Origin of the sequence: Brevundimonas sp. (genome assembly GCF_013912065.1) — a bacterium.
GTDB lineage: Bacteria > Pseudomonadota > Alphaproteobacteria > Caulobacterales > Caulobacteraceae > Brevundimonas.
This window is the reverse complement of sequence record NZ_JACESA010000033.1, coordinates 1-18,142: the sequence shown is the minus strand read 5'-3', so window position 1 is coordinate 18,142 and position 18,142 is coordinate 1. Positions and strand designations below refer to the sequence as shown.

The window sequence follows — 18,142 nt, the reverse complement described above, 5'->3', positions numbered from 1 at the left end:
GCCCAGGCGGGGAGGGCGTCGGCTGAGGCGGTCGCGGCGGCCTGTGTGGGCCGGCGTTCGGGATCGACGCCGAAGCGGCGGACGCCGTTATAGACCTCGCGCACCTGGTCGCCCAGCCGGTCGAAGGTTTCCTCGATCACCGACCACCAGCTGCCGGGCTCGGCGCCCCGGCTGGAGGCGCGGCCCATGACGATGACCCGGTCGCGGGCGCGGGTCAGGGCGACATAGAGCAGGCGCAGGGTCTCATCGTCGGTGCGGGCCTGGCGCGCGGCGCGGGCGTCGGCGGAGGCGGGGCAGTCGTCCCTGGCCGAGCCGGGGGCCATCAGCCAGGCCTCGGCTTCGTCCTCCCCGTTCTCGCTTCTTGGGACGGCCGGCATCAGCGACGGGCCCTGGGCCTTCGCCTTCATGGTGGTGTCGGGCAGGATGACGATGGGCGCCTCCAGCCCCTTGGCGCCGTGGACGGTCATGACGCGGACCTCGTCGCGCGCCCCCTCCAACTCGCGCTTCACCTCGACGTCGGCGGCCTCCAGCTGGGCCAGGCAGGTCTCCAGATCGATCGCGCCCCGGTTCTCGGCCGCCAGCACCTGGTTCAGGGTCTCGTCTATGGCTTCCTCGGCCTCGCGGCCCAGCCGGGCCAGGATGCGGGCGCGGCCGGAGAGCCCTGAGTCGTCCACCCGGTTCAGGGCCAGGGAGAAGAAGGCGAACGGGTCGCCGCCGCGCGCGGCGATGACGGCCTGAAACAGGTCGCGGGCGCGGACCCATTCGGGGCGTTCGTGCGCCCGGTCGCGCAGGTCACGCCACAGCTGGCCCGGCTTTCGGTTCTCGCGCCCAGCCAGGGCGTAGAGGCCGTCCTCGTCCACGTCGCACAGGGGGCTGCGCAGCACCTCGGCCAGGGACAGGTCGTCGTCGGGGAACAGCGCGAACCGGGCCAGGGCGATCAGGTCGTCGAACACGATATGGCTGGACAGTTTCAGCCGGTCGGCGCCGGCGACGGGCACGCCCTCGGTCTTCAGCGCCCGGATGATCTCTTCAAAGGTGGCGTCGCGGCGGCGGACCAGGACGATGTAATCGCCATAGCCGGCGGGGCGTAGGTCGCGGGTGCTGCGGTCGAAGACGGCGAGGCCACTTTCGACCTGGCGGCGGATCTCGCGGGCCAGGTCGCGGGCCAGGCGTTTTCGGGCGCTGCCGACGCTTTCCTGATCGACCGGATCGTCCCAGGCGTCGGTTTCGGGCGCCGGTTCGTCGAGGAACAGGGGCCACAGGTCGATCGCGCCGTGCTGGCCTACGCGGGCGGGGATGTGGCGGGCGATGTCGCCCTGGGGGCCGGTCAGGGCGCGGGTGCGGTCCGGATCGGCGAAGACGGCGTCGACGAAGGTCAGCACCTCCTCGGTCGAGCGGTAGGAGGTGTTCAGTTCGGGCCCGGCGAAGGGTTCGCCGGCGCCTTCGGCCAGGGCCAGGAAGTCGGCGCGCTTTTGCCGAAGTTGTTCGGGGCGGGCGCCTTGGAAGGAGTAGATCGACTGTTTCTCGTCCCCCACGGCGAAGACGGTGCGGCCGGGCTTGGCGCCGGAATAGAACTCGCCGGTGAGGGCCTCGACGATGTCCCACTGGTCGGGGGCCGTGTCCTGAGCCTCGTCGATCAGGACATGTTCAACACCGCCATCCAGCTTGTAGAGCACCCAGGCGGCCGCCCCGCTTTGGGTCAGGAGCGCAACCGCCTTGGCGACCAGATCGGGGAAGTCCAGCGCGCCCTTCGCCCGTTTGGCGCTTTCGTAGAAGGCGGCGTGGGCGCGGGCCAGGGTCAGGACCTTGACGGTGTCGTCGGCGACCTTGGCCTTGCGTAAGGCCTCGCGCGTGGCGAGGAATTGGGTCTGGAGGTCCAGCAGCCAGCCGACCGCCCCTTGCGGCGCCGACTTGGTGCCCATGCTCTTTCGCGGCTCGCCCGCCTGGGTGCAGAAGACGCCGGCCAGGGCGGCGAAACCGGCGTGGGGCGGGGCGGCGACGCTCATGGCGTCGGCGATCTTGCGGTCGTTGGTCGAGCCGGTCTCCATGGCCTCGGCCATGCGGTTCCACTCACGGGGGTCGATCCAGGCGACGAAATCGCGTTCCAGATCCTCGGGCGAGCGGCCCTGCTCGGCGCCGGTCAGGGACCAGGGATCGGGGGCGGTTCCGGCCTCGGCCCGGTCGACATAGTCCAGCAGGTCGGCGCGCCGGGCCTCGATCATCGACAGCAGGGCCTGGAACCTCTGCCAGTCCAGTTCGACGGCGAAATGGCTGTAGGCCAGGCCGATTGGACCGTCGGGATCCGCGACGGCGGCGCGGGCCAGGTCTTCGCGCGCCGCGTGGCTGAGGGCGGTCGCCGCCTGGTCTTCCAGCACGGTGAACCGGGGCGAGACCCCGGCCTCCAGCGGGAAGCGCCGCAGCAGTTTCTCGCAGAAGGCGTGGATGGTCTGGATCTTCAGCCCGCCCGGCGTCTCGAGCGCGCGGGCGAACAGTTTGCGGGCGCGCGACAGGGCGGCGTCGTCCAGGGCTGACGGATCGCCGTCGTCCAGCTCCAGCAGTTTCTGTTCCAGCGCCCGGTCGTACAGCACGGCCCAGCCGCCCAGCTGATCGAACAGCCGGGCCTGCATCTCGGCGGCGGCGGCCTTGGTGTAGGTGACGCACAGGATGGCGCCGGGATCGACCTGGTCCAGCAGCAGCCGCGCCACCCGGTTGACCAGGGTGGTGGTCTTGCCCGAGCCGGCGTTGGCGGTGACGAAGACGGTCAGGCGCGGGTCGGCCGCAATGATCTGGGGCGCGATGATCTGGGGGGAGTGGGAGGTCATTCGCTGTCCTCGCCGTCGCCGATCACTGACCATTCCCAGACGCGGGCCAGATGGTCGTAGTTGCCGCCCTGGTTGCCCATGAACTGGGGCGCGGCCCAGGAGACGTAGGGGGTGTTGGGGTCGTCGAAGCGGGCGACGCGGCGTTTCAGCCCGTCCAGCGCCGCCTGGGTCAGGTCGGCGGCCTCGGCGCCCGAGGCGCGGGTGATGACTTCGCCGGCCGTCTTGCGGCCGACCACGCGGACATAGGTCAGTTCGTCGGGCGTGACCGGGCCGTTGGTGCGTTCGAACCCGCCGTCAGCCAGGATGGCGGCGGTCAGGGTCAGTTGCGGGGCGAAGCCGGACTTGACCTGTTTGGCGCTGGGGGCCGCGCCGGTCTTGAAGTCCATCACCGCCGCCCCGTCCGAGGCCAGTTCGATCCGGTCGGCGAAGGCCTTGACGGTGAAGGGGCCGGCGGGGCCGTCGAAGGTCATGGCGCCCTGTTGCTCGACCAGAATCTCGACGCCCCGCGCCCGGCGGCGGCGTTCGAAATCGGTCAGCCAGCGGGCGCAGTTGCGGGCTAGCGGGGCCTCGCGCGCCATGGCCGCATCCTCGAAGCCGCGCGCGCCCAGTTCGCGCAGCAAATGGTCGTGCAGGATGGTCTCGCAGTCGTCGGGCAGGTCGTCGGGCCAGTCCAGGGTCAGCCGCTCGATGGCTGCGTGGACGGCGTTGCCGCGCGCGAGGGCTTCAGCCGAGGCGCCGGGCCGCTCCATCGCCTCCAGCCCCAGAACCCACAGGGCGTAGATGGCGTAGGGGTCGCGCACCCAGCGTTCGATGCGGGTGACATAGAGGCTGCGCGGACGGCGATGGACCGGCGGGCGCGGCTCGGGCCGTTTGGCGAAGCGCGGCGGGCCGGGCGGGGGTGCGTCCAGGGCGCGGGCCCAGTCGAGGACGGTGGTCGGGCGGGCGATGGAGACGGGCGTCTCGGCCGCATCGGCGCCGCGGGTCAGCATCTCCAGCCGCCACAGCCAGCGCGACCGGACGGCCGGCTGGCCGCCGCGCCGTTCGCTGTGGACCAGGATCACCTCGTCGGCGCAGGCGGCCTGGACGAAGTCCTGGGCCGTCTGGCCCTGGCGGCGTTCGGGCGGGGGCAGGCCCAGGGCCTTGCGCATCGGGCGCGACAGGAAGGGATCGGTGGGCGCGGCTTGGGGCCAGACGCCTTCCTCCAAGCCCGCCAGGATCATCCGGTCGGCGCGCACCAGCCGCGCCTCTATGGCCCCCAGGATCCGCAAGGACGGATGGGTGGCGCCGCCGGTGCGGACCACGGTCTCCTGCACCAGGGCTGTGGTCAGTTCGGCCAGTTCGGTCCGGTCGATACGGCCAAGCGAGGCCCCGCCCTCGATCAGGCCGGACAGAAGCGCGGCGGCGGCTTCGCCGTCGGGACCGGCCCAGGCGTCCTGGCCGGCCAGGGTCTCGATCAGCCGGGTCAGGGCCGAGGCGGCGGTGTTCAGATCGGCGCCATTGCCTTCGGGGTGGGGTGTGAAGACGGCGGTCGCGGCCTCGACGCCGGTTTGCAGATGATCGACCAGGCGCGTCGCGGCCGACAGGCGGTCGCGCTTCCACTCGGGCGGGGCCTTGCCGCGTCGGTCGGGCTGGACCGCCTCGAGCAGGCGGCGGCGGACGGCGGCGAAGTCGCGCGGACGGGGGCCGCGCAGGGCGTGCTCCTCCAGGGCGGCGACGGCGGCGGCTTGAGCGGCGTCGCCCAGGTCGAAACGGGCCAGCGGATGTTTGGCGACGGCCAGAAGCAGATGGGGCTGAACCGGATCGGCGATCCAGCGGGCGCACAGATCGACCAGGGCGCCGGCGGGCAGGCGGGACAGCGGGGCGCCGGCCGAGGAATCCGGGATGACGCCCCAGCGCTCCAGCCGGGCGGCGACGCGGCGACCCAGGGCCTGATCCGGCGTGACCAGGGCGCAGGTCTTGCCCGTTCCATCAGGATTGGGCGTCTCCAGCGTCTCGCGCATCATCAGGGCGATGGCGGCGGCGGCCTCTTCCTCGGCGCGGACGCTCAGCAGGGACAGGCCTTGCAGCCCCTCGGCGATCGGGTCGCGAGCCTCGCCGCGCGCCGCCGCCGTCGAGCGGATGTCGCGGATCGCGCGGCGCCAGTCGTCGGTGGCCTCGGCGGGGCGCAGGGCCTCGTTGACCAGCCGCTGGCGGGCCAGGCCGCGCGCCTCGACGGCGGGGGATGCGGGGGGGCGGAACCAGGGGCGGACGGCGTCGCGAGGAATGTCGCAGCGGTCCAGCAGACGCTTCATCGCGCTCTGCGGATGTTGTTCGTCCAGCCGGTCCCAGACCTGGGCGTCCAGATCGAGATCGAGGCCCGGCAGGACGACGCAGCCCAGCGGCGCCTTGGCCACGGCCTTCAGCACGTCGCCGGCGGCGGGGACGGTGCCGGTCGATCCTGCGGCGATGACGGCCTGGATCGGGGGCGTATGGTCCCACAGTTCGGCGAGGCGGCGCAGCAGGGTCGCGCGGCGCCAGGCGGGATCGACCAGACCCAGTTCGGCGAGGCGTTTGGGCCAGGCGGTTACGGCGAGACCCAGGAATTCGGCCGATCTTTCCCAGTGTTCGGCCATTTCGCCGTCGACCAGGGTGGCGATCCGTTCGGGGTTCTGGACCTCTTCCAGCTGGCAGGAATCGAGGAAGCCGCCCAGCGCGTCGGCCAGGTCCAGGGCGCGCATCGGCGTCAGGTCGCGGTCGAATTGTTCGACGATCATCCGCGCCATCTCGAACCGACGGGTCAGGGCGGGGATGGCGGGCGGCAGATCGAGACCGAGCGCGCCGGGGGTGAAGGGGGGCTCGTCCTCCTCCAGATCGCCCAACGGCCGGACCTGGGGCAGCAGGATGGGGCGGCCCTGGGACAGTTTCGACAGGGCGCCGGTGAAGGCGCGGGCGGCGCGCCGGTTGGGCAGCAGGATGGTGGCGTCGGACAGGGTCTCTGGCGGCAGGTCGCCCAGCCAGGCCAGGACGCCTGCGGCCAGGTCTTCAAGGAAGGGCCGGTGGGCGGGGATGGCGTACCAGCGGGGGCTGGAGGCCGCGAAGGGATCGAAGTGCGATGCGGTGTTCACAGTCGCGCCCCTCCGTCAAAGTCCGTCATCCTAGGCCTTGTGCCTAGGATCCATAGACTCCGTCGCGGCCGGTGCGCAGCCTTTGAAACCGGGCGTATGGATCCTCGGGACAAGCCCGAGGATGACGAGGAAAAAGGAGAGGACGTCACCCCAATCCCGCCAGTTTCGCCTCGGCCTCGTCCCGCGCCTGGGGGTCGCCGACGTGCATCCAGTCGCCGTCCAGGACGCAGCCGAACAGGCGGCCCTCGGCGGCGGACTTGCGCCACAGGGGGCTGAGGGAAAAGGGGCCGTCGGGGCCGTGGTCGGCGTATCCGGGGCGGGTGATGTGGACGCCCATATAGGCGAAGGGGGCGGACGGGGCGGCGCCGCGGAAGGCCAGGCCGCCGTCGTCGCGCAGGAAGACGTCGCCGTCGCCTTCGAAGCCGATGGAGCCCTCGCGGCGGGCCAGCAGCAGGGCGGCGTCCATTGTCTCGGGGTTCCACAGGCGGACGAGGTCGGCCAAGGCGTCGCCTCGGTCGATCCAGACGCTGTCGATATTGGCGACGAAGACCGGATCGTCGCCCAGCAGGGCATGGGCCTTCTTCAGGCCGCCGCCGGTCTCGAGCAGTTCGGCCCGCTCGTCGGAAATGAGGATCCGGGGCACGCGTCCGCGCGCGGCCAGATGCGCCTCCAGCCGGTCGGCGAACCAGTGGACATTGACGACCGCCTGTTCGACCCCGGCCTCGGCCAGCCGGTCCAGCACATGGTCGATCAGGGCGCGGCCGCCGACCTCGACCAGGGCCTTGGGGCGGTCGTCGGTCAGGGGGCGCATGCGGGTGCCCAGGCCGGCGGCGAGGACCATCGCTGTCTTGGGGGCGGTCTTGATGGCGGTCATGCGCGAACCTCGACAGGAACGTGCCGGTCGAACCAGCGGGCGACGGGCGCCAGGGCCGGCTGTTCCAGATTGGCGTTCAGATGCCGCCACATGCGCGGCAGGAACTGACGATAGCGTGGCTTGCCGTCGCGGGCGATCAGCCGGGCGAAGATGCCGATGATCCGCGCCTCGTTCAGGGCGGCGAGGCCCGCATAGTCGGCCATGAAGGCGGCGCGATCCACCTGGGGACGCAGGGCGAAATACCGGTCCAGTGCCTCGGCCTCGAGCGCCGGAGAGACGTCGCGGCGGGCGTCCTGAAGCAGGGAGTGCAGGTCCCAGGAGGGGTGGGCGCGCACCGCGTCCTGGAAATCGATCATGCCGACCCGGGCGGCGCCGGCGCGTTCCGGCAGCCAGATCAGGTTCTCGGCGTGATAGTCGCGGTGGGCCATGACCGAGGCGCCGGCCGCGCCCGAGGCGACCAGGGTCGCCCAGGCCTCGCGCCACTCCGCCACAGCGGCGGCGTCGAAGGCGACGCGGTCGTCCAGACGGGGCAGCCATTCGACGAACAGGTCGGCCCCGCCCTGCAGCGCCGTCTCGTCATAGGTCAGCAGGGGCCAGTCTCCGCCGGGCCCGTGCAGGGTCTGCGGCGGGTTCCCGGCCTCGTGCAGGGCGGCCTGGGCCTCGACGGCGGCCAGATAGAGGGGCGTTTCGTCGGCGCCGTCCTCGATTACGCGGACGAACAGGGCGTCGCCGAAATCCTCCAGCACCGCCAGGCCGTTCGGCGCGTCCAGGGCCGGGATTTCGGGCGCGGACAGGCCCAGCGACTTCAGATGGGCGGCGACGGCGGCGAAGGCCTCGACACGACCGGCCGACAGGCGGGCGACGGCGTTCCACCCGGCGGCGTGGCGTTGTTCCGGCGTCCAGGCCGGGTCGGCGGGCGGGCTTTCTGCGGCCGGGGCCTGGTCCATCAGCATCAGGCTGGCGCCGCCCGGCGTGGTCAGCCGTTCGTAGCGTCGCGTCGAGGCGTCGCCGGGCAAGGGCGCGCGCGCGGCCTGGGCCAGGCCCGCGGAGGCCAGGAAGTCGAGGCGAAGCTGTTCGCGGTCAGAAGCGGACATGGTCGATAAGGTCTTCCCACCGGCCTACGCCGGAAACGGTCGCAACACGGCCGTCGCCGTGTTCGGAAATCTCGATGACCAGCCGGTCGGGCCCCAGGAACCGGCCGGGTTCCTCGCCCAGCCGCTCGGGCCATTCGATGACGGCGCAGCCTTCGTCCAGGGCCTCGTCCAGGCCGATCTCGAACGCCTCTTCCGGCCGGGTCAGGCGATAGAGGTCGAAATGGGCCACGGGCGGGTCGGACTCATAGAACTGCACCAGGGTGAAGGTCGGGCTGGGCACGTCCTCGTCGGGGGTGGTCAGGGCGCGGATCAGGCCCCGCGCCAAGGTCGACTTGCCCATGCCCAGCGGCCCGTACAGCAGAAGGCTGTCGCCCGGCGCCAGAAGAGGGGCGATCGCCTGGCCCAGCCGTGTGGTGGCCTCGGCGTCTTCCAGCAGGATATTGTTCATGCGAACACCGCGTCGGGCTGGGCTGGCAGGACGCGTTCGGTGAAGGCTTTCAGCGCATAGGTGGCGCGGACCGGGTCGATATCCAGCCGCTGCGCCGGGACCGGCAGGCCGACTTGAAGGCGGAAGGGCTTGTGCTTCTTGTTCAGCAGTTCGTGGAACAGGGTCACGTCCCGCAGCTCCTGGGACAGTTTGTCGAAGGCGTGGAACAGCCGGCTGTAGGGGCCGGACACATGGATCGGAACTATGGGCGCCTCGTATTTCCGGGCCAGGGAGGCGGCGGTCGGCGCCCAATCCGGGTCGGTCAAGGACCCGTCCTTGGCCATGCGGGCCAGCCGCCCGGCGGGAAAGACGACGATGCAACGCTCGGCCTCGAAGGCCGCGCGCGCGGCGGCCAGGGTGGCGCGGGTCTTGTCGCGGGTGCGCTTGTCCTGGACCCATTCGACCGGAATGATCGTCTCGCCCAGGCGCGGCGAGACGCGCAGGGCGTCGGCGTTGGCGAAGAAGACGGCGTCGTCGCGCCGCCGCTGGATCGCGTCATAGACCGCCACCCCGTCTGCGATGCCGGTCGGGTGGTTGCACACCACGACGCAGCGGCCTGTCGTCGGCAACCGCTCCAGATTCAGGGTCGAGATCTGCAGCGACAGCAGGTTGGACACATGGGTCAGGGCCTCGACGCCCGACAGGTTCTGGATGGCGTCGGCCATCCGCACCGCCTCGCCGTAGCCGAGCAGCCCATAGAGGGCCGGCCGCACCACCGGCCACACTGGCGAGGCGGTCAAATGCGGGGCGCGCTCGGCGATCAGCACATCGACGATGTGGGGCGAGCGGCGGACGGGAAGGGCGGCGGAATTCATGGACGACCGCTTGTCGCCGGTTCGGGGAAAGGGAGCAAGTCTACCAGAGGCGCGCCACGCCGAAGGTGTCGAACAGCTGTTCATTGGAGACGAGGGTCAGGTCGTTGAGCAGGCCCTGGGCGATCAGCAGCCGGTCGAACGGGTCGCGGTGCATATGGTCCAAGCGGCCGGCGTGGGACGCCTCGCGGGCGGTGATCGGCAGGATGTCGAAACCTTCGAGATCGACCTCGGCCTCGAACCGTTCGGCCAGCGGTCCGGCCTTGGGCAGACGGCCCATACCGTGTTTGAGGGCGATCTCATAAGCCGAGACGGCGCTGACGAAGACACGGGCGCCGCCGTCGCGTATCGCGGCCTCTGCGGTGCGGCTAAGGCCTGCTTCCCCCGACATCCACCAGATCAGAGCGTGGGTGTCGAGCAGCAGCCTCATTCGCCTCGACCCTCCCAAAGACGCAGTTCGTCTTCCGGCAGCGGGTCGAAGAAGCGGTCATCCATGGCGACCAAACCCTTCAGCCGCCCCGGCGTGCGCTCGGGCTTCGGCGCCGGCTCCACCGGCGCCAGCCGCACCGCCGGCTTGTCGCCGCGCGCGATCACCACCTCCTCGCCGCGTTCGGCGGCGGCGATCAGCTTGGACAGGTGGGTCTTGGCGTAGTGGACGGTGACCGTAGTCATGTCGCGCTCCCTTGGTCCCACCATCTTAGCTAATGCCCAGGCCGGCGGCAACTTTCCCCGGGCGAACGGCGGTGCTACCCCTGACGCTAGCAAGCTTTGCGAGGAATATTCCATGCGCCATCGTTCCCTTCTGTCCGCCGCGGTCGCGGTCGTCGCCTTGTCGGGCGCCCTGATCGCGGCGACGCCGGTTCTGGCCCAGGTTCCGCCCGCTCCGGTTCCGGCCGCGCCCGCAACGCCGGACGCCTTCACCTATCGGGACATGATCACCGCCAACCGGCTGGGCGATCCGCAGGTGTCGCCGGATGGCCGCTATGTCGTCTATTCGGTCACGACCACGGACATGGAGGCCAACCGTCGCACCGGCAGCCTGTGGATGCTGGATCTGGACACGCCGGATGTCGCCCCGCGTCGTCTGGCCATCTCGGACCAGGGCGCCAATACGGCGCGCTGGGGCGCCGACGGCAATCTGTACTTCCTGTCGGGCAAGTCGGGCGCCAGCCAGGTCTGGCGCGTGGCCTCGCCGACGGCGACGCCGGTGCAGGTGACCAATCTGCCGCTGGACGTGAACGCCTATCGGATCAGCCCGACCGGGGACAAGGTCGTCGTGTCCCTGGCCGTCTATCCCGGCGCCGCGGACCTGAACGCCTCGGTCGAGATGGGCAAGGCGATCGCCGAGCGGAAATCGACGGGCCAGGTCTATGACCGGATGTTCGTGCGCCACTGGGACACCTGGAACGACCACACCCAGAACCATCTGTTCGTCCAGTCGATCGGTCGCGACGGCCGGGCGATCGGCGGGCCCGTCTGGGCCACCAAGGGCTTCGACGGCGACATCCCGTCCAAGCCGTTCGGCGACGAGAGCGACTTCGTCTTCACCCCCGCCGGCGACGCCCTGGTCTTTTCGGCGCGCCTGGCCGGCAAGACTGAGCCGTGGAGCACCAATTTCGACCTGTGGCGGACCAATGGCCTGACCGGCGACGGGACCTTCACCAACCTGACCCAGGACAATCCGGCCTGGGATGCGGGCCCGGTCTTCTCGCCGGACGGCCGGACCCTGGCCTATCGCGCCATGGCGCGGCCGGGCTTTGAGGCCGACCGCTATCAGATCGTGCTGATGGACGTGCAGTCGGGCCAAAAGCGCGAGATCGCGTCGAACTGGGATCGTTCGGCCGATACCCTGCAATGGTCGCGCGACGGCCAGACCCTGTACACCACCGCCGGCGACGTCGGCTCGACCAAGCTGTTCGCGGTGGATACGCGCAACGGCGTCACGACCCCGATCACCGGCCCGGGCCACGTTTCGGCCTTCCAGCAGACCCCGGCGGGCTTCGTCTTCGCCCAGGACAGTCTGAAATCGCCCAGCGATCTGTATTTCAAGACCTTCTTGGGTCGTGAGATGCCGCGCCGTCTGACCCAGGCCAATCCCGCCTTCGACGCCAAGGCCTTCGGCGAATACGAGCAGTTCAGCTTCGCCGGCTGGAACAACGAGACGGTGCACGGCTATGTCATCAAGCCGGTCGGCTATGAGGAAGGCAAGAAATACCCGGTCGCCTTCCTGATCCACGGCGGCCCGCAAGGCTCGTTCGGCGACGGCTGGTCCTATCGCTGGAACCCGGAAACCTATGCCGGCGCCGGCTATGCGGTGGTGATGATCGATTTCCACGGTTCCACCGGCTACGGCCAGGCCTTCACCGACGCGATCAGCCAGCACTGGGGCGACCGCCCGCTGGAAGACCTGCAGAAGGGCTGGGCCGCAGCGCAGCAGAAGTATGATTTCCTCGACGGCTCGAACGCCTGCGCCCTGGGCGCCTCCTACGGCGGCTATATGATCAACTGGATCGCCGGCAACTGGTCCAACGCCTTCAAATGCCTGGTCAATCACGACGGCGTCTTCGACACCTTCGGCATGGGCTATTCGACCGAGGAGCTGTGGTTCACCGAGTGGGAATACGGCGGCACGCCGTGGGACAAACCCGAGGGCTATCAGAAGTTCAACCCGGCCAACCATGTCGAGAACTGGCGCACGCCGATGCTGGTGGTCCAGGGAGACCTCGACTTCCGCATTCCGACCGCCCAGGGCCTATCGACCTATACGGCCCTGCAACGCCGGGGGATCGACAGCCGGCTGATCGTCTTCCCCAACGAGAACCACTGGGTGCTGAAGCCGGCCAATAGCCTACAGTGGCACAACGAGGTGTTCGGCTGGCTCAACAAATACCTGGCCCCCGCCCAGTAGGCGGACCGGTCACAGAGAGAGCGGCGGAGGGGCGCGGTCGAAAGGCCGCGCCCCTTTTCGTCGTCAGAGGCCGGCGCGCGTCTGGGTCAGTTGGGTCAGGCGAACATATTCGCGCTCGGTCATGCAGCGCGGCGTGGACCAGGATTCGCCGTTCGAACGGGCGGCCAGGGTCTCGCGGGCCGTGACGAAGATCGGTTCCACGCCGAATTCGCGTTGATGGGCGCGACGGGTGGCGGCGTCGGTGGCGCAGACCATCACAGCCTGACGCGCGACCGGCCGCTCCGGCTTCGGCGTCTGGGCCAGGCTGGGGACGGCGGTCGCGACCAAGGCGGTGGTTAGGGCGGCGGCCAGAGCGGCGGGTAGGGCCGGTGAAACAAATCGGGTCATTCAATTTCCTCCAATGGCCTGAATTAAGATCAGGACTCTGATGAAATATGCGCCGATTTCCATCGTTGTAAAGTTTTTACGACAAATAAGCGCTAAACGGATTAAAAAATCGCACTCGCTCGACGGCGGATGAACGTTCGGCGCCAAAGCGCGGTTGGCGCGTTGTGTCGGCTCGCGGAGATGAGCCTTGGCCAAGACGCTGAAGTGGAACGAATTGTGGTCTAGGGTTCGTCGTAGCGGCCTGGACCCGGCTGGCCGGCGTGCGCGGGAATGGCGCGACTGGGTGCGGGACAATGACCCGGTCTATGCCGCCGTGCGCCATCCCGGCCCGGCGGAGCGATGGGCGGCGGGGGTCGGTCTGCTTTTGATCGCCCTGGTCGTCCTGTTCCTGATCCTGTTCGACTGGAACCTGCTGCGTGGGCCGATCGGGCGCTGGGCTTCGGCTGAGTACGACCGCGATATCGCCCTGCGCGGCGATCTGGACGTCAATCTGTTCAGCTGGACCCCGTCGGCGGTGGTGCGCGATCTGAAGATCGGCGGTCCCGACTGGGCTCGGGATCGTGACACGGCCGATGTCGCCGAGATCCGGGCTTCGGTGCGGCTGCGCAAGCTGTTCGCCGGCCAGATCGAGATGCCGCTGCTCAGCTTCACCCGTCCCCAGGTGGTTCTGATCGCGACCGAAGACGGCCGCAAGAGCTGGGAGTTGAACCCCGACAAGCCCGACACCGGCGAGGGTATGAAACTGCCGGTCATCCAGCAGTTGACCATAACGGACGGCAAGCTGTCCTTCGACGATCAGCGTCGCGACCTGAGGCTGGAAGCCGCCGTGGACGCCCGCGAGGCGGCGGGCGGCGACGCCGGCTTCGTCCTGGCGGGCCAGGGCACGGTCAATGGTTCGCCTCTCACCCTGAAGATCCAGGGTGGCCCTTTCGTCAACATTCGCCGCAACCGGCCCTATCGGTTCGAGGCCGAGGTGAGCGGGGCCGGCTCACGCCTGAACGCCAAGGGCGCCATTACCCGGCCGTTCGATCTGGGCCGGTTCGACGCCACATTGTCCATGGAAGGCCGCGATCTGTCGGACCTCTACCTGCTGACCGGCGTCACCCTGCCCAACACTCCGCCCTATCGTCTCTCCGGTGCGCTGAACCGCGACGACAGGGTCTGGACCTTCAACGGATTCAACGGGCGTGTCGGCGCCTCGGACCTGTCTGGGGATGTGCGAGTCGATGCGGCCGAGCGGTTGAGGGTCGACGCGCGCCTGGCCTCGCGTCGCCTGGATATCGACGACCTTGCCGCCGTCCTGGGCGCCAGAACCGTGACGAACGAGAACGGGACGAACACCGAGGCGCCGGTCGCCGTCGGCGGCAAGCTGCTGCCCGACGCCCCGTTGCAGACCGAACGCCTGCGGACCATGGACGGGACCCTGACCTATCGCGCCGCCGCGGTAAAGGCGAACGATCTGGACGTGCGGGCGGTGAATCTGGGGGCTGATCTGAAGGACGGAATTCTGAAACTTGACCCTGTCAGCTTCAATTTCAACCGGGGCGAACTGAACGGAACGGCGCGGATCAATGCGACGCGCGACACGCCCTACAGCGTCGTCGATTTGCGACTGGCCGGCTATCCGCTGGAATCCATCATTCCCGCACGCGACGGTTCGGTTCCGTTGAGCGGCCGCGCCTTGGGCCGGGCGAAGCTGGAGGGTCCCGGCGCCTCGATCCACGATTTCGCGGCGGCCTCCAAGGGTTCGCTCAGCCTGGTCGTGCCCGATGGCCAGATGCGGGCCGCCTTCGCCGAACTTCTGGGCATCAACGCCAGCGCCGGTCTGCTGAAACTGCTGAGCGGCGACCAGTCGACGGCCCAGATCCGGTGCGCCGTCGCCGATTTCGATGTGCGCGGCGGCACGGCGACCGCCAGGACCCTGGTTATCGACACGGACGTCGTCCTGGCCCAGGGCGCGGGCTCGATAGACCTGGGCCAGGAAAGCCTCGATCTGAGGATCGACGGCGAGTCCAAGAAGCCGAGGCTGCTGCGGATATGGGCCCCGATCACCGTCCAGGGCGCCCTGACCGCGCCGAGGATCGGCGTCGACGTCGGCGCGGTGGCGGGGCAGGGCGGGCTGGCCGGACTCCTCGGCGCCGTAGCGGCCCCCATCACCGCCCTGTTCGCCTTCGTCGATCCGGGCCTTGCCGAGGATGCGAACTGCGGTCAGTTGATCGCCAACGCCCGATAAAATGACTCCAGGCTTGAGCCGCACCGCCTCCGTCGGCGTATTGCAGATCATGGATCGTATCGCATGACCCGCCGGGGCCTGTTCGCGCCCGCCCTGGGCTTTCTCGCCGCCGCATGCTCGCCGTTGAGCCTGCTCAACAGTCTGGGGCCGCGCGACCCCGGCGCACGGCGGGTGGCGCGCGACATCGCCTATGGCCAGGACCCGCGCCAGCGGATGGACCTCTATGCGCCCACGGCGCCGGGGCCTTATCCAATCCTCGTCTTCTTTTATGGCGGCGGTTGGGACGCGGGATCGCGCGATCTCTACGGCTGGGCGGCCCAGGCCCTGTCCGCCAGGGGTTTCGTCGTGGCCCTGCCGGATTACCGGCTCGTGCCCCAGGTCGTCTTCCCAGCCTTCATCGAGGACGCCGCCGCAGCGACCGCGATGGCGGCGAAGGTCGCCCTTCGCCATGGCGGCGACCCAGACCGACTGGGGGTCGTGGGGCATTCGGCCGGCGCCCATCTGGCCATGATGATCGCCCTGGACCGTCGCTATATGCAGGCCGTTGGTCGCCCCGACCTGATCAAGGCGGCGGCGGGCCTGGCCGGGCCCTATGACTTCCTGCCCTTCGACGTGGCGGCCTCACGAAACGCCTTCGGCCGCGCGCCTGACCCTACGCTGACCCAGCCGGTGACTTTCGTGCGTCCGGACGCCCCGCCGATCTGGCTGGGCCACGGAACAGCCGATGTCGTGGTCCATGCCGAGGACACCACTATTCTCGACGCGCGGATGAAGGCCGTGGGCGGGCGGTCGGAGGCGAAACTCTATCCGGGCCTGGACCATGCCGATCTGTTGGCGACCTTCTCGCCCCTGTTCCGCAAGAAGGCGACCGTACTGACCGATGTGACGGCCTTCTTCCACCACAACCTGGGCTGATCTGGCAGTGTTAACTGTCGTTAGGGAACTAAGGGCTTTTCAGCAACGCTGCTTGATGCCAATAAGACCGCCGGTCGGATCCAGTTCGTACCGATCATCACGGCCCGTTCCGAACCTGCACTGGCTCCGACGCGACTTTCGCGCCGAACCTCCTGGCTCCGGGACGGGCCGTGCTCGTTTCCGGCAGCCGCGAACCGATGGCGGCGTCCGGCGTTAGGCGTTCATGGACAAGAACGATCTGCCTGACATGCCGCCGATCGAAGTCGATCACCGCAACCCTGACGAACAGATCGCCCAGCGTGGCTTTCGGCTCATCGCGGGCGTGATCGGCGCGACGGCCGTGGTCATCCTCGGCCTCATTGCCCTCTATCTGTGGTGGAGCCCCGCCGCCTGAGCAGGCTCCGAACCAAAGGCCGAAACAGAGGTGGTGCGGGCGGCCGGGGTCGAACCGGCACTCCTTTCGGAACTGGATTTTGAGTCCAGCGCGTCTACCAATTCCACCACGCCCGCAGCGGAGCCGGTCTCATGCCACAGAGGCATAAGCCGGGTCCAGAGGTCTTCGCCTCATGATGAGGTTCGCGTGAGAAGCCGTCATCCGCGCCGCGATCCGCCTCAGGCCGCCACCTCCACATGCCGGTCGGTTCCGCCGGCCAACACCCGCTTGGCGCGGATATAGATCTCGACACGCTGCATGACGATCAGACCCATGGCGAAGACCAGGAAGGCGTCGGCGACGGCCATGGCGTTCAGATGCCAGTCGGTCGCATGGCCCTGGATCAGGTCGCGCAGGGCGGCGCGCCCAGCGAACAGCACGACGAGCAGGATCAGGCCGAGCGGCGAGGCCTGGGCCATCAGCGAACCGTCCGGCTCCTTTTCGATGGTGACCGTCTTGCCGCGATACCAGCCGGCGATACCGCCCAGGACGGCGCCGAGGGCAAGAACCTCCCAGGCGTCGGGGCCGAACGGCGTATGGACGGCGCGAGGACTATAGGTCGAGCCCCAGATCCCCAGGCCGATCAGCGGCACGACGATGGCGGGCATGACCCACAGAAACTGAGGTTTCAGCGGTCGCTTGCGCCGGTTCTTCAACAGCACCAGGACCAGCACGATCGGGAAGATCAGCAGCGGAATGAGCTTCTCAGGCGACATCGCGTTTCTCCGGCGCCTCCCCCCGGAGACCGATGGTCGTCAATCTAGCGTCGTCAGGCCCGGCTTGGAAGCGGCTCCACGGTCTGTTCGATGGCGCCGAAGATGCTGTGGTGGTGGTCGTCCAGCATCTCGATCCGCACCGTGTCTCCGTGGGCCAGGAAGGGGGTTTCGGCGGCGCCGCGCAGCAGGGTCTCGACCGTGCGGACCTCGGCGATGCAGCTATAGCCCAGGCCGCCTTCGGCGACGGGCTTGCCGGGGCCGCCGTCGGCGTCACGGTTCGAGACGGTGCCCGAGCCGATGATGGTTCCGGCCGAGAGGGAGCGGGTCTTGGCCAGGTGGGCGATCAGGGTCCCGAAGTCGAAGGTCATGTCCACGCCGGCGTCCGCCTTGCCGAAGTCGGCGCCGTTCAGCCGGACGGTCAGCTCGCCGTACAGCTTGCCGTCCTTCCAGCGCTCGCCCAGGGCCTGGGGCGTGACCAGGACCGGCGACAGGGCGCTGGCGGGCTTGGACTGGACGAAGCCGAACCCCTTGGCCAGCTCGGCCGGGATCAGGTTGCGCAGCGAGACGTCGTTGACCAGGCCGACCAGGCGGACGGCGGCCAGGGCCTCTTCGCGCGTCGCCCCCTGCGCCACGTCGCCGGTCACCACCACGATCTCGGCCTCCAGGTCGCAGCCCCAGGCCGGGTCGGCGAGAGGGATGGGATCGCGCGGGGCCAGGAAGCCGTCGGAGCCGCCCTGGTACATCAGCGGATCGGTCCAGAAGCTGGCGGGCATTTCGGCGCCGCGCGCCCGGCGCACCAGTTCGACGTGGTTCACATAGGCCGAGCCGTCGGCCCACTGATAGGCGCGGGGCAGGGGCGAGGCGGCCTCGTGCTCGCGGAACCGGCCGCGCGGCACGGCCTCGTGCTCCAGGCTCTCGGCCAGGGCCTCTAGTCGGGGACCGCAATAGTCCCAGTCGTCCAGCGCCGCCTGGAGGGTGGGGGCGATCAGAAAGGCGTCGGTGAACCAGTGCAGGTCCTGCGAGACGACCACGAGGCGGCCGTCGCGGCCGTGCTTGAGCGAGGCGAGTTTCATGCCTCAGGCCTAGACCGAATTCGCGCCGGGGGAAACCGGGCGGGGATCAGTGGTCCTGAGACCAGCCGTCGCCGTTCGGCCCGCGTCCGCCGCCGCGCGGCGTGCTGAGGGCGCGATGGGCGGCGCGCAGTTCGGCGATCCGCTCGGCGCGACGGCACCAGTGGTCGTTGAACTGGGCCACGGCGGCCCGCAGGGCGGCGAGCTGTTCGGGATGGGTCATGTCGCGCTCGACCTCCTTTTCCTCCGGTTTGGCCGGAGGAAAAGGAGGTCGAGCGCGACATGAC

Annotated in this window: 16 protein-coding genes and 1 tRNA gene; 4 read left to right on the top strand and 13 right to left on the bottom strand. The window is 69.5% G+C overall.

The annotated features are described in order from the left end of the window. The 8 genes from addA to H2037_RS16515 all read right to left on the bottom strand — a co-directional run. On the bottom strand, positions 1 to 2,822 hold a 2,822-nt coding region (gene addA / locus H2037_RS16550), incomplete at its 3' end, for a double-strand break repair helicase AddA (protein WP_292124166.1). Continuing rightward, positions 2,819 to 5,926 carry a double-strand break repair protein AddB gene (addB, locus tag H2037_RS16545; RefSeq protein WP_292124164.1) on the bottom strand — a complete coding sequence of 1,036 codons (3,108 nt, stop codon included), beginning with the start codon at positions 5,924 to 5,926 and terminating at the stop codon, positions 2,819 to 2,821. The genes addB and addA, both read right to left, overlap by 4 nt. A 145-nt stretch (positions 5,927 to 6,071) precedes the next feature. Then, on the bottom strand, positions 6,072 to 6,767 hold the full coding sequence (gene murU / locus H2037_RS16540; protein ID WP_292124168.1) for an N-acetylmuramate alpha-1-phosphate uridylyltransferase MurU: 696 nt from the start codon (positions 6,765 to 6,767) through the stop codon (positions 6,072 to 6,074). Positions 6,768 to 6,796: 29 nt separating this feature from the next. After that, positions 6,797 to 7,894, bottom strand: coding sequence for an N-acetylmuramate/N-acetylglucosamine kinase AmgK (gene amgK, locus H2037_RS16535; protein ID WP_292124163.1), 1,098 nt, complete (start codon positions 7,892 to 7,894; stop codon positions 6,797 to 6,799). After that, the gene (gene tsaE, locus H2037_RS16530) at positions 7,881 to 8,342 is read right to left on the bottom strand and encodes a tRNA (adenosine(37)-N6)-threonylcarbamoyltransferase complex ATPase subunit type 1 TsaE (RefSeq protein WP_292124162.1); all 462 of its coding nucleotides are present in this window, start codon (positions 8,340 to 8,342) and stop codon (positions 7,881 to 7,883) included. Before tsaE ends, amgK begins: the two co-directional genes overlap by 14 nt. Beyond that, positions 8,339 to 9,196, bottom strand: a complete 858-nt coding sequence (locus tag H2037_RS16525) for a 1-acyl-sn-glycerol-3-phosphate acyltransferase (protein ID WP_292124160.1) — start codon at positions 9,194 to 9,196, stop codon at positions 8,339 to 8,341. Before H2037_RS16525 ends, tsaE begins: the two co-directional genes overlap by 4 nt. Before the next feature lie 40 nt (positions 9,197 to 9,236). After that, positions 9,237 to 9,623 (bottom strand): type II toxin-antitoxin system VapC family toxin, encoded by a 387-nt coding sequence (locus H2037_RS16520; RefSeq protein ID WP_292124158.1) that lies wholly within the window; start codon positions 9,621 to 9,623, stop codon positions 9,237 to 9,239. After that, positions 9,620 to 9,865, bottom strand: coding sequence for a type II toxin-antitoxin system Phd/YefM family antitoxin (locus H2037_RS16515; protein WP_292124156.1), 246 nt, complete (start codon positions 9,863 to 9,865; stop codon positions 9,620 to 9,622). The genes H2037_RS16520 and H2037_RS16515 overlap by 4 nt, the downstream gene beginning before the upstream one ends. Before the next feature lie 112 nt (positions 9,866 to 9,977). Between H2037_RS16515 and H2037_RS16510 the strand changes: the two genes are divergently transcribed. Continuing rightward, positions 9,978 to 12,101, top strand: a complete 2,124-nt coding sequence (locus tag H2037_RS16510) for a S9 family peptidase (RefSeq protein WP_292124154.1) — start codon at positions 9,978 to 9,980, stop codon at positions 12,099 to 12,101. A gap of 63 nt (positions 12,102 to 12,164) precedes the next feature. On the opposite strand, the gene H2037_RS16505 is transcribed toward H2037_RS16510, so the two are convergent. Then, positions 12,165 to 12,488 (bottom strand): hypothetical protein, encoded by a 324-nt coding sequence (locus tag H2037_RS16505; RefSeq protein ID WP_292124152.1) that lies wholly within the window; start codon positions 12,486 to 12,488, stop codon positions 12,165 to 12,167. 187 nt (positions 12,489 to 12,675) lie between these two features. Between H2037_RS16505 and H2037_RS16500 the strand changes: the two genes are divergently transcribed. The 3 genes from H2037_RS16500 (at position 12,676) to H2037_RS16490 (ending at position 16,030) form a co-directional block, all read left to right on the top strand. Further along, on the top strand, positions 12,676 to 14,721 hold the full coding sequence (locus tag H2037_RS16500; RefSeq protein ID WP_292124150.1) for an AsmA family protein: 2,046 nt from the start codon (positions 12,676 to 12,678) through the stop codon (positions 14,719 to 14,721). A gap of 63 nt (positions 14,722 to 14,784) precedes the next feature. Continuing rightward, positions 14,785 to 15,636 carry an alpha/beta hydrolase gene (locus tag H2037_RS16495; RefSeq protein WP_292124148.1) on the top strand — a complete coding sequence of 284 codons (852 nt, stop codon included), beginning with the start codon at positions 14,785 to 14,787 and terminating at the stop codon, positions 15,634 to 15,636. A 223-nt stretch (positions 15,637 to 15,859) separates the two neighbouring features. Continuing rightward, entirely contained in the window at positions 15,860 to 16,030 is a 171-nt protein-coding gene (locus H2037_RS16490) for a hypothetical protein (protein WP_292124146.1), read from the top strand. 31 nt (positions 16,031 to 16,061) lie between these two features. Here H2037_RS16490 and H2037_RS16485 read toward each other — a convergent pair. From H2037_RS16485 to H2037_RS16470, 4 genes are all read right to left on the bottom strand, one after another. After that, positions 16,062 to 16,146: transfer RNA gene (locus tag H2037_RS16485), tRNA-Leu, on the bottom strand. A 102-nt stretch (positions 16,147 to 16,248) separates the two neighbouring features. Continuing rightward, the gene (locus H2037_RS16480) at positions 16,249 to 16,785 is read right to left on the bottom strand and encodes a CcdC protein domain-containing protein (protein ID WP_292124145.1); all 537 of its coding nucleotides are present in this window, start codon (positions 16,783 to 16,785) and stop codon (positions 16,249 to 16,251) included. A gap of 53 nt (positions 16,786 to 16,838) precedes the next feature. Continuing rightward, complete coding sequence (locus tag H2037_RS16475) at positions 16,839 to 17,858, bottom strand: fumarylacetoacetate hydrolase family protein (RefSeq protein WP_292124144.1); 1,020 nt, start codon at positions 17,856 to 17,858, stop codon at positions 16,839 to 16,841. 46 nt (positions 17,859 to 17,904) lie between these two features. After that, positions 17,905 to 18,078: a hypothetical protein gene (locus H2037_RS16470; protein WP_292124142.1), complete on the bottom strand. Its 174-nt coding sequence runs from the start codon at positions 18,076 to 18,078 to the stop codon at positions 17,905 to 17,907. Positions 18,079 to 18,142: the final 64 nt, after the last annotated feature.

What these genes read in the sequence shown, in the direction of transcription:
- amgK (WP_292124163.1), bottom strand. Translation starts at nt 7,894, where the DNA reads ATGTCCGCTTCTGACCGCGAACAGCTTCGCCTCGACTTCCTGGCCTCC.
- H2037_RS16505 (WP_292124152.1), bottom strand. Translation starts at nt 12,488, where the DNA reads ATGACCCGATTTGTTTCACCGGCCCTACCCGCCGCTCTGGCCGCCGCC.
- tsaE (WP_292124162.1), bottom strand. Translation starts at nt 8,342, where the DNA reads ATGAACAATATCCTGCTGGAAGACGCCGAGGCCACCACACGGCTGGGC.
- H2037_RS16480 (WP_292124145.1), bottom strand. Translation starts at nt 16,785, where the DNA reads ATGTCGCCTGAGAAGCTCATTCCGCTGCTGATCTTCCCGATCGTGCTG.
- H2037_RS16520 (WP_292124158.1), bottom strand. Translation starts at nt 9,623, where the DNA reads ATGAGGCTGCTGCTCGACACCCACGCTCTGATCTGGTGGATGTCGGGG.
- H2037_RS16515 (WP_292124156.1), bottom strand. Translation starts at nt 9,865, where the DNA reads ATGACTACGGTCACCGTCCACTACGCCAAGACCCACCTGTCCAAGCTG.
- murU (WP_292124168.1), bottom strand. Translation starts at nt 6,767, where the DNA reads ATGGTCCTCGCCGCCGGCCTGGGCACCCGCATGCGCCCCCTGACCGAC.
- H2037_RS16470 (WP_292124142.1), bottom strand. Translation starts at nt 18,078, where the DNA reads ATGACCCATCCCGAACAGCTCGCCGCCCTGCGGGCCGCCGTGGCCCAG.
- H2037_RS16490 (WP_292124146.1), top strand. Translation starts at nt 15,860, where the DNA reads ATGGACAAGAACGATCTGCCTGACATGCCGCCGATCGAAGTCGATCAC.
- H2037_RS16475 (WP_292124144.1), bottom strand. Translation starts at nt 17,858, where the DNA reads ATGAAACTCGCCTCGCTCAAGCACGGCCGCGACGGCCGCCTCGTGGTC.
- H2037_RS16510 (WP_292124154.1), top strand. Translation starts at nt 9,978, where the DNA reads ATGCGCCATCGTTCCCTTCTGTCCGCCGCGGTCGCGGTCGTCGCCTTG.
- H2037_RS16525 (WP_292124160.1), bottom strand. Translation starts at nt 9,196, where the DNA reads ATGAATTCCGCCGCCCTTCCCGTCCGCCGCTCGCCCCACATCGTCGAT.
- H2037_RS16495 (WP_292124148.1), top strand. Translation starts at nt 14,785, where the DNA reads ATGACCCGCCGGGGCCTGTTCGCGCCCGCCCTGGGCTTTCTCGCCGCC.